Source organism: Pseudomonas sp. DW-iso3, from assembly GCF_058725305.1.
In genome coordinates this window covers 56892-67168 of the sequence record NZ_JBZXDZ010000015.1, presented here as the reverse complement: position 1 = coordinate 67168, position 10277 = coordinate 56892, and the positions used below count along the sequence as shown (strand labels likewise).

Below are 10277 nucleotides of genomic sequence, written 5' to 3'. Positions count from 1 at the left end.
ATTCCGAAACCCCATTTGCGAAAGCAGATGGGGTTTTGTTTTGGGCGGTCGAAAAGTACGTAGAGACTCATTGCCGTGCGCTGCTGGTCAACACCGTCACCGATAACAGACCATTGAAGCGCCACTCCTCATGAATCCCCTCTTTTTGCATCCCGACCAGCGCACGCTCTTCCTCTACGACTTTCCTCATAAAAGCGGCTCATGAACCTGCCGTTGGGCAAATGGAGACAAAGTGTTTCCGCATTTTTGGTATGGTGCAGCACATTTTCACAAGGACTGATCTTTCAACCGCAGGAAGCGGCGTCGACCTTCTTCAACGAGATGCTGTAGAAATGCCTGAACCTATACCGATCAAGGATCACGAAAAAGAAAACCGCTTGGTCAACAAACGCCTGCTTGCCTGCGCGCTGTTGGTTATTGGCATCACCTGCGCCCTGGTGGCACGCATGTACTTCCTGCAGGTCGTACAGTTCGACTACCACTCCACTATTTCCGAGAACAACCGCGTCCACGTGCTGCCTATTACGCCGACGCGTGGGTTGATCTATGACCGCAACGGCGTCGTGCTGGCTGACAACCGTCCCAGCTACAACCTGACCATCACCCGTGAACGCACCACCGACCTCAAGGGGGAGTTGGACGCCATCGTCAGTTTGCTGCACTTGCCGGCAGAAGACCGTGCTGTATTCGACAAGGCGCTGAAGCAAGCGCGGCACCCCTTCGTTCCTGTGACATTGTTTTATGAGCTGACCGAAGAGCAGATCGCGCTGCTGGCCGTGAATGAGTTTCGCCTACCGGGTGTGGACGTAGAACCGCAATTCGTTCGTCACTACCCCCTGGGCGCTCACTTTGCCCATTCCATCGGTTACGTAGGGCGGATCAACGAGAAAGAATCCAAAGCCCTCGACTCGGTGGAGTACCGGGGCACCCAGTCTATCGGCAAGACCGGGATCGAGCGCTTCTACGAGTCTGAATTGCATGGCCACGTAGGCTATGAAGAGGTCGAGACCAATGCCCAGGGCCGCGTACTGCGTGTGCTCAAGCACACCGATCCGATTCCGGGAAAAAACATTGTCCTTAGCCTCGACGTTCACCTCCAGGAAGCCGCAGAAGAGGCCTTGGGTGATCGACGCGGTTCGGTGGTTGCCCTCGACCCGCAGACCGGTGAAGTGCTGGCGATGGTCAGTAAGCCAAGCTTCGATCCGAACCTGTTCGTCACCGGTATCAGCTTCAAGGAATACGCCGCCCTGCATGACTCCATCGATCGGCCGCTGTTCAACCGCGTCCTCAGGGGCCTCTACGCGCCAGGCTCGACCATCAAGCCGGAGGTCGCCATCGCCGGCCTGGACAGTGGCGTCGTCACCGCCCAGACCCGCGTGTTCGACCCGGGTTACTACCAACTGCCGGACTTCGATCACAAATACCGCAACTGGAATCACAGCGGCGACGGCTGGGTAGATATGGACGCCGCCATCATGCGGTCCAACGACACCTACTTTTACGACCTAGCCCACAAGCTCGGCATCGATCGCCTGCACGACTACCTGGCTGAGTTCGGCCTGGGTCAGAAAGTGTCGCTGGATATGTTCGAAGAGTCAGCCGGCCTGATGCCCTCCCAGGCCTGGAAGCGCGCCACCCGCCGGCAACCCTGGTTCCCGGGTGAAACCGTGATCCTCGGCATCGGCCAGGGCTATATGCAGGTCACACCGCTGCAATTGGCCCAAGCCACAGCGCTGATCGCCAACAAGGGCGTGTGGAATCGGCCTCACTTGGCCAAGACCATCAATGGCGTGCCTCCCGTGGATGAAAACCCGATGCCCAACGTCGTCCTCAAGGACCCGCGTGATTGGGAGCAGGTCAACCACGGCATGCAACTGGTGATGCACGACCCACGCGGCATTGCCCGCGCTGCCGCACAAGGTGCGCAATACCGCATCGCCGGCAAGAGTGGTACGGCACAAGTGGTCGCGATCAAGCAGGGTGAGCGTTACAACCGTGAAAAGACCCTGGAACGCCACCGCGACAACGCCTTGTTCGTCGGTTTCGCGCCAGCCGAACATCCGAAGATCGTGATTTCGGTGATGATCGAAAACGGCGAGGCCGGCGGTCGTGTTGCAGGACCGGTAGTGCGCCAGATCATGGACGCCTGGTTACTCGACCAAGAAGGTCACCTGAAGCCGCAGTACGTGACCCCGGCTAAAGCACCCGGAGACCCGAAGGTCTAATCAGGTTTGCCACCCGTCCCACTGCTCTACGCCTTCATAGGCAAGCCAGGGCACCGCATGGGATGTCCAGATATGCGCGGTGGGCCTGACGCCTGGATCATCATCCAGCGTCGCCACCCGCACAATGACGTGGGGTTGGTGCCCGCGCTCCGCCATCAGGTGCGAACCGCAGCGCGAACAGAAATGCCTGAACTTGCCTGGCGACGATTCGAATGACGCCAGCAGGGCTTCGCCCTGGGTCCAGCGAAAGTGTTCACGCATCACGCCCGCCGTCGCCACAAATGCTGCCGCATGCACCTTGCGACAGCTGTCGCAGTGGCAGTGGCTGATGGGCATGTCGAGGCCGTCCACTTGGTAGCGCACGCCTTTACAGAAGCAACTTCCATTCAACGGGTCAGTCATAACGTATAGCCGGTTCAAGGATGGGGTCATCATGATTGCTTACAACCCAAGGTTGCGCATTATTTGATGTCGCCTACTGTCAATGGAGGAGGTGACTTATGCACGTATTAGATCGCATCGAACGAAAAGTCCTGCTCAACGCTTCACGTAAACAGGTGTGGGAAGCCCTCACCGATGCCGAGCAATTCGGCAGTTGGTTTGGTATCGCCCTCAGCGGCAAAAGCTTTGTTGCCGGGCAAACCCTTGAGGCGCCGATCACTTATCCCGGTTACGAGCATGTGATCTGGAAGGCCAGAATCGAACGCATCCTGCCGCAAACACTGTTCTCGTTCCGGTGGCACCCCTTCGCGGTGGAAGAGGGCGTCGACTACGACCAGGAAACCCCGACACTGGTGGAATTCACCATTGAGGACCGAGCACCGGGCATTCTACTGCGGGTGGTCGAGTCGGGGTTTGACGCAGTGCCTGAGGCACGGCGGCAGAAAGCCTTCAAGATGAATTCCCGTGGCTGGGATGAGCAGATGGGCAACATCGAAACTTACCTGAGCCAAGCCCGTCAAGCTTGACCGCAATGGGCATCATGCTTGATGCCCACTTTTCTAACCTATTCAGCCTTCACCTGCACCTCACCGCCTTCGGCACCTGCCAGCACTACCTGATGCTTGGCCGCATCCACCGCCAATACCTTTGTGGTGACTTCATCGGCCTCAACGGATTTTGACCGGCGGATATCGACAGCGTGGGCGACGAGGTTGGGCGGACAGAAGCGCGGCCAGGGCAACCGCCTGACGCAGGCAACGGTGATCAGAAGTCCACAGTCGCCGACAGCTTGGCGACACGTGGATCGCCCTGGCTGAGGAAACCGCCCTGGGCTGATTCCCAGTACTTCTCGTTGGCAACGTTTTCCACGGTGGCACCGAGCGTGACATCCCGCTGAGCCACCTTGAAGTTGTAGCGTGCGCCTATGTCGAAGCGGTTCCACGCTGGCAGGCTCAGGTTATTGGCGGCGTCGGCATACTGGCCACCGGTGCGCAGCATGCGGCCGTTGAGCGTCACGCCCTGCAGGCCAGGCACATCCCAATCCACGTTGGCATTGAGCTGGAACGAAGGCACGCCGATCGCGCGGTTACCGTCGTTGGCACCGTTTTGCGTGTCCTTGAGCTCGGTCTTCATGACTGTCACACCGCCCAGCAAGCGCAGGCCGCTAACCGGTTCGCCAAACACGTTCAGCTCCACGCCTTTGTTGATCTGCTGGCCCTCTCGCACGTAGCGCGCTGTCGTAGCATCAATGACCTGTACGTAGCCGGCTCCAGGCTGTTCGATGCGGTACACACCCAACGTCGCCCCATAGGTGCCCATGTCGACTTTTACCCCGGCTTCAATCTGCTTGGAGCGTGCCGGTGCATAGGGCTGGCCTCCGCCAATAACAGTCCTGTTCCCGGAGTTGACAGGGGAAGTCGGACCTTGGGCCAAGCCTTCAATCCTGTTCGCGTAGAAGGACACATGTTCCCAGGGTTTGAAGACGAGGCCGTAGACCGGCGTAGTGATCGACTCGTCATAATGGGCCGTGCGGGTACCGCTCATGTAGTTGTAACCCTGCACAACGATCTGCTGGCGGCGTGCACCGACCGTCACCAACAGGCGGTCGTCGAAGAACCCCAGGGTGTCGGACACTGCCGTACTGCGCACAAAGGTCTTGGCCGTGATGGTCGGGTCGCTGAAATCGGTGCCAGGGGTATTGCGTGGATTATTCAGGGCCGGTGGCGCTCCCGTCACAGGGTTGTAGATGTTGGTTAGGGTGCGTGGGGTGGCGAACACATAGGCATTGCGCGCCTGGGTCCAGATGCCGGCCAGGCCGAAGTTGAGACGATGGCTCACAGGGCCGGTCTGGAATTTGCCATTCAGGCCACCCATCAAGCTGCTGTTGTCTTCCTCATGCGCGATGGTCGAACCGCTGGCGGTTGCATTGCCAAGGTTATCGGTCAGCGTCACCGACGAGTACTGCCCCATTTCACGGGTGTGCTTGGCCCCGCCTGCCGCATAAACCGTCCAGTTGTCGTTCAAGTCGTACTCGGCGCGCAGCATGCCCAGGGTGTCTTCAAGGTTGGTGTTGCTCCAGCTCGGCGCGTAGTTGGTGTCAGCCGACGGTGCATCCGGGATATGGGTGGCCGTGCCCAGGAACACCGAGTTGCGCCCGCCGTTGATGCGTTGCTTCTGATACACAAAGTCACTGGACAGGCGCAACGCATCGCCGCGGTAATCCAGGCCGACCGCAAACAGTTTCGAGCGCTGGTTTTCATCATCGATGCCGGTATCGCCTTCGCGCTGGGACAGGTTTACCCGCGCGCCAAAACGGTTGTCTTCACCGAATCGCTGGCCTATGTCCAAGTGCTCGCCCACTCGGCCATCGCTGCTGATATCGGTGCTGAAGCGACGCAGCGGGACGTCGTCGGCGCGCTTGGGTTGCAGGTTCACACCACCGCCGATCCCCGAACCGCCTGGCGTTACGCCGTTGATAAAGGCATTGGGTCCCTTGAACACTTCCACGCGCTCCAAGGCGTCAGTGGAGATGATCTGGCGCGGCAGGATGCCGTACAGGCCGTTGAAGGAAATGTCGTCACCGTTCAGCGGCAGGCCACGGATCATGAAGGTCTGCGCCTGGTTGGCAAAACCTGACGCCTGGCGCACGGACGAATCATTGAGCAGCACATCACCGACAGTTTCGGCCTGCTGGTCGCGAATCAACTTTTCGGTGTAGGAGGCCATGCTGAACGGCACATCCATGATGTCCTGGTTACCCAGCACACCCAACTGACCGCCGCGTGCCACCTGGCCGCCAGCGTATACCGGAGGCAGGGCGTTTGGAGCGGGCGCTTCGGCGTTGATGCTGGTGGCGCCCAGTTCCAGTGTGTTGCCATCCTGACGGTTGTTCGCATCCTCCGGAGTGGCGGGTGTTGCGGCGTGGGCTGTGAGGCTCATGGAGCAGCAAAGGGCGAGCAGGGTAGGGCGAAATGGCACAGCAAAGGTGGCACGGATGGGCATGGTCGATCCTGACGGCGAACCGTTATGTGAGGAAAAGGGCAACAGCGTTGCGCGTCCTCACTGCGCGGATACGACTCCGTCGCGAATGATAGTAATTATTATTAACGTCTTGCAACAAATTTATGAGATTCAGGTCTGCGCGCGCGGATGCCGAGTAGAATCACGCCCTGAAAGCGATTCCTGAGGTGCGGTACGGTGGATTTACAGCAGGGTTTTGTCCTGACCCGGCATTGGCGAGATACCCCGGCGGGTACGGAGGTCAGCTTCTGGCTGGCCACCGACCAAGGCCCGAGGTTTGTCCGTCTACCCGTGCAGACGTCGGTGATGTTCATCCCCGAGGCCCATCGCAAGCCGTTGGATTGGCTGCTCAAGGGCGAGCGCGACATCGAATTGCGCCCGTTGCAGCTCTGCGATTTTCATCATCGCCCCGTGCTGGGCCTGTATACGCGCCAGCACCGCCAAGCGATGGACGTGGAAAAACGCCTGCGCGCTGCCGGGGTTGATGTCTACGAAGGCGACGTGCGCCCACCCGAGCGCTACATGATGGAGCGCTTCATCACCGCACCGGTGTGGTTCGGCGGCACACCGGACGCCACCGGCGTGCTCTGTGACGCGCAGATGAAGCCCGCGCCCGACTACCGCCCGCCGCTTAAGCTGGTGTCCCTCGACATCGAGACCACCGCCCAGGGCGATCTCTACTCCATCGCCCTCGAAGGCTGCGGCGAGCGCCAGGTGTACATGCTCGGCCCGCCGAACAAACCCGCCGCCGTGGACTTCAAGCTCGACTACTGCGACACCCGCGCCCAACTGCTCGAACGCCTCAATCAATGGCTCGCCCTGCACGACCCCGACGCGATCATCGGCTGGAACGTGGTGCAATTCGACCTGCGCGTGCTCCACGAACATGCCCAGCGCCTCAATGTGCCGCTCATGCTTGGGCGGGGTGAAGAACCCATGGCCTGGCGCGAACACGGCAGCCGCAACCATTACTTTGCGGCGGCGGCGGGGCGCTTGATCATCGATGGCATCGAAGCCCTGCGTTCGGCCACCTGGAGCTTCGAATCCTTCAGCCTGGAAAACGTCGCGCAAACTCTGCTGGGCGAGGGCAAGGACATCTCCACGCCGTACCAGCGCATGGACGAAATCAACCGCATGTTCGCCGAGGACAAGCCCGCGCTGGCGCGCTACAACCTCAAGGACTGCGAACTGGTCACGCGGATTTTCGAGAAAACCGAACTGCTCAAGTTCCTGTTAGAGCGCGCCAGCGTCACCGGCTTGCCGGCCGACCGCAACGGTGGCTCCGTCGCTGCGTTCACCCATTTGTATATGCCGCTGATGCACCGCCAGGGTTTCGTCGCGCCGAACCTGGGCGATAAACCGCCCCAGGCCAGCCCCGGCGGTTTTGTCATGGACTCACGCCCAGGCCTCTACGAATCAGTGCTGGTGCTCGATTACAAAAGCCTTTACCCGTCGATCATCCGCAGTTTCCTGATCGACCCGGTGGGCCTGATCGAAGGCCTCAAGCACCCCGACGACAGCGAGTCCGTGGAAGGCTTTCGCGGCGCACGTTTCTCTCGCACCCGGCATTGCCTGCCGTCCATCGTCGCGCGGGTCTCCGAAGGCCGTGAAGTGGCCAAGCGTGAACACAATGCCCCGCTGTCCCAGGCCCTGAAAATCATCATGAACGCCTTCTATGGCGTACTCGGTTCCAGTGGCTGCCGCTTCTTCGATACGCGGTTGGCCTCGTCGATTACGATGCGTGGCCACCAGATCATGCGCCAGACCCGCGAGCTGGTCGAAGCCCAAGGTTATGAGGTGATCTACGGCGACACCGACTCGACTTTTGTCTGGCTCGGCAGTGCACACGGCCAGGAGGACGCGGGGCGCATCGGCCGGGCGTTGGTGCAGCACGTCAACGACTGGTGGCGCGAGCACCTGCAAACGGCATTCGGGCTGCAAAGCGCGCTGGAATTGCAGTATGAAACCCACTTCACCCGCTTCCTCATGCCGACCATCCGGGGCGCAGAGGAGGGCAGCAAAAAACGCTACGCCGGGCTGGTTGTGCACAGCGATGGCCGTGAAGAAATGGTCTACAAAGGCCTGGAAACCGTGCGCAGCGACTGGTCGCCCCTGGCGCGCCGATTCCAGCAGGAACTCTACCAGCGCATCTTCCATCGCCAGCCCCACCAGGATTACATCCGCGACTATGTGCGCCGTACCCTCAGCGGCGAATTCGATGAGTTGCTGATCTACCGCAAACGCCTGCGCCGTCAGCTGGACGACTACGAGCGCAACGTGCCGCCCCATGTCCGCGCCGCGCGCCTGGCCGATGAGTACAACGATCGCATGAACCGCCCGCGCCAGTACCAGCGCGGTGGCTGGATCAGTTACGTGATCAGCGTCAACGGCCCGGAACCGCTGGAAGTGCGGCACGCGCCCATCGACTACGACCACTACGTCACCCGGCAACTGCAGCCGGTGGCGGATGCGATCCTGCCGTTCGTGAATGACGATTTCAGCACCCTGGTGGGCGGTCAGATGGGCCTGTTTTAAAACGCTTGATTCGTCCGGGTGGGAGCCTGCACTCTCTGTCACTGATGACCACCCAGACGGCGCTTGCACCATGACCCTGATCACTCTGACCGGAACCACGGTCGAACTCTTGCCGCTGCAAAGGGAACACAAGACCGCCTTGCTCGAAGCCGCAGCCGATGGCGAATTGTGGAACCTCAAGGTCACCAACGTACCGGGCCCGGACACCGTCGATAAGTACATCGACACCGCCCTGGCAGGGCGTGACGCCGGCAGCATGATCCCGTTTACCTTGGTGCGTCGTGATGACGGCCAGGTGGTGGGTAGCACGCGGTTCTGGAAGGTCGACCGGATCAATCGCAAGCTGGAAATCGGCCATACCTGGCTGGCGCTGTCCACGCAGAAAAGCGCGATCAACACCGAAGCCAAGCTGCTGTTGCTGACCTACGCGTTCGAAGTGCTCGACTGCGTGCGCGTGCAATTCACCACCGACGAACTCAACGAAAAATCCCGCGCCGCGATCCTGCGGCTCGGCGCCGTGCAGGAAGGCATCGTGCGCCACGAACGCATCATGCCCGACGGGCGCAAGCGCAACTCGGTGCGCTTCAGCATCATCGATTCGGAATGGCCGCAGGTGAAGGCCAACTTGCAGGCCAAACTGCAACGCTAGGAGGAAAAGCCCATGTACACCCTTTATGGCATCGACGAATCCGGCTCCTGCATGATCGAAATCGCCCTACAGCGCTGTGCGGTGCCGTGGCGACGGGTGGACGCGGCCTCCTGGGCAGAGGGTGAGGGCAGTGATGAGCTGGCCCGGATCAACCCGCTCAAGCAGGTACCCACCCTGATCACCCCCGATGGCCAGGTGTTGACGGAAAGCGCCGCGATCCTGATCCACCTGGGCTTGGAATATCCGGCCTCGGACCTGCTGGCCGGCGACCGCGCGCAGATCATCCGCGGCCTTGTGTACATCGCGGCCAACTGCTATTCGGCGATCGGCATCATTGACTACCCGCAACGCTGGCTCGGCGACGTCAACGAAACCGTACAGGCGCAGCTGGTGAAAGGCACTCGACGATACTTGCACCAGGCCTGGGTGGTGTTTGCCGATCAGTTCGATGGGCAGTTGTTCGCCCCGAACGGCGTGCCGAATGCGTTGGGCGTGATGGCGGCGGCGGTGTCGCGTTGGGATGAAGCGCGGGAGGTGTTGAACGGTCTGGCGCCGGGCTTTGCCCAAAGCCTGGCGCAAGTGGATGCCGACCCTGTCGTCGCCCCCGTATTTGCGCGGCATTGGCCCGCGTGGAAGGTCTCATGATGTTTCCGAAATCAGTGGAAACAATGACAAGTGCGCCCACCAAACCCTTGCGTAGCGGGCGTCTTGTCCTACGCTTTCGTAACGTGGTGTAGGAATCATCCTTGAATTTGACTGTCGCAGACATGAAACTCAAGAACCCTGCATGGAATACAAAGGAGGTGCGCATGCTCATCCGGTCGCTGACCCTGGCTACCTTGATGGCTTTTACGGGGCCGCTGTTGGCTGCTGATGATATCAACCCGCTCAAGCAAGACTTGGGCAAGGCCCGGCCGCTGGTAGTGGTAGAGCTTGATTCCGGCAACGACACCTTGGCGACCCTCAAGAAACAGTTGGACGAGCCTGCGACCAAGCAGTCTTTCGAAGAACGCAGCATGGTGTTCTACACCGTGAAGTTTGGCAGCATCGGCGCCGAAGGCGAGAAGTTCGCCAAGGACCCCAAGGACAATAAAAAGCTCACGCCCCCGGAAACCAACGCACTGATCCGTGCCCTCAAACTGGGTGCCGGCAGTGGCACCAAAGTGATCCTGGTGGGCAAGGACGGCGAGAAGAAAGTCGAGAAGACCGTGCCACCGGATACCCTCGACTTGAAGGAATTCTTCACTGCCATCGACCAGATGCCGATGGCCGAGAAAGAAACCGCCGCCGCCCCGGAGCCTGAACCTGCGGCCCCTGCGCCAGCCAAGGGCGCCAAGCCTGCCAAACATGGCAGCAAGCCTGCACCGCAACAGCTGGATGACTGAACCCAAGACCCTGTAGGCGTG

General features: G+C 60.4%; 8 protein-coding genes and 1 pseudogene. 6 read left to right on the top strand and 3 right to left on the bottom strand.

Features of this window, described 5'->3' with window-relative positions:
• Nucleotides 1-332 precede the first annotated feature (332 nt).
• Nucleotides 333-2225 carry a penicillin-binding protein 2 gene (mrdA, locus tag AC4PS7_RS29290; protein WP_492179883.1) on the top strand — a complete coding sequence of 631 codons (1893 nt, stop codon included), beginning with the start codon at nt 333-335 and terminating at the stop codon, nt 2223-2225.
• Here mrdA and AC4PS7_RS29285 read toward each other — a convergent pair whose 3' ends face one another.
• Nucleotides 2226-2627: a GFA family protein gene (locus AC4PS7_RS29285; protein WP_031290841.1), complete on the bottom strand. Its 402-nt coding sequence runs from the start codon at nt 2625-2627 to the stop codon at nt 2226-2228.
• 98 nt (nt 2628-2725) lie between these two features.
• Between AC4PS7_RS29285 and AC4PS7_RS29280 the strand changes: the two genes are divergently transcribed.
• Entirely contained in the window at nt 2726-3193 is a 468-nt protein-coding gene (locus AC4PS7_RS29280) for an SRPBCC family protein (protein ID WP_010211569.1), read from the top strand.
• Nucleotides 3194-3240: 47 nt separating this feature from the next.
• Here AC4PS7_RS29280 and AC4PS7_RS29275 read toward each other — a convergent pair.
• Both AC4PS7_RS29275 and AC4PS7_RS29270 read right to left on the bottom strand, forming a co-directional pair.
• A pseudogene (locus tag AC4PS7_RS29275) lies at nt 3241-3445 on the bottom strand (hypothetical protein); the annotation flags it as partial.
• Nucleotides 3432-5669, bottom strand: coding sequence for a TonB-dependent receptor (locus AC4PS7_RS29270; RefSeq protein ID WP_183703860.1), 2238 nt, complete (start codon nt 5667-5669; stop codon nt 3432-3434). The pseudogene AC4PS7_RS29275 and the gene AC4PS7_RS29270, both read right to left, overlap by 14 nt.
• 195 nt (nt 5670-5864) lie before the next feature.
• Here AC4PS7_RS29270 and AC4PS7_RS29265 point away from each other — a divergent pair, with 195 nt between their 5' ends.
• From AC4PS7_RS29265 to AC4PS7_RS29250, 4 genes are all read left to right on the top strand, one after another.
• Nucleotides 5865-8222: a DNA polymerase II gene (locus AC4PS7_RS29265; RefSeq protein ID WP_021492080.1), complete on the top strand. Its 2358-nt coding sequence runs from the start codon at nt 5865-5867 to the stop codon at nt 8220-8222.
• 70 nt (nt 8223-8292) lie between these two features.
• Complete coding sequence (locus tag AC4PS7_RS29260) at nt 8293-8871, top strand: GNAT family N-acetyltransferase (protein WP_069672730.1); 579 nt, start codon at nt 8293-8295, stop codon at nt 8869-8871.
• Nucleotides 8872-8883: 12 nt separating this feature from the next.
• Nucleotides 8884-9516, top strand: a complete 633-nt coding sequence (locus tag AC4PS7_RS29255; protein WP_187517116.1) for a glutathione S-transferase N-terminal domain-containing protein — start codon at nt 8884-8886, stop codon at nt 9514-9516.
• Between the two features lie 164 nt (nt 9517-9680).
• Nucleotides 9681-10256: a DUF4174 domain-containing protein gene (locus tag AC4PS7_RS29250; protein WP_010211560.1), complete on the top strand. Its 576-nt coding sequence runs from the start codon at nt 9681-9683 to the stop codon at nt 10254-10256.
• Nucleotides 10257-10277: the final 21 nt, after the last annotated feature.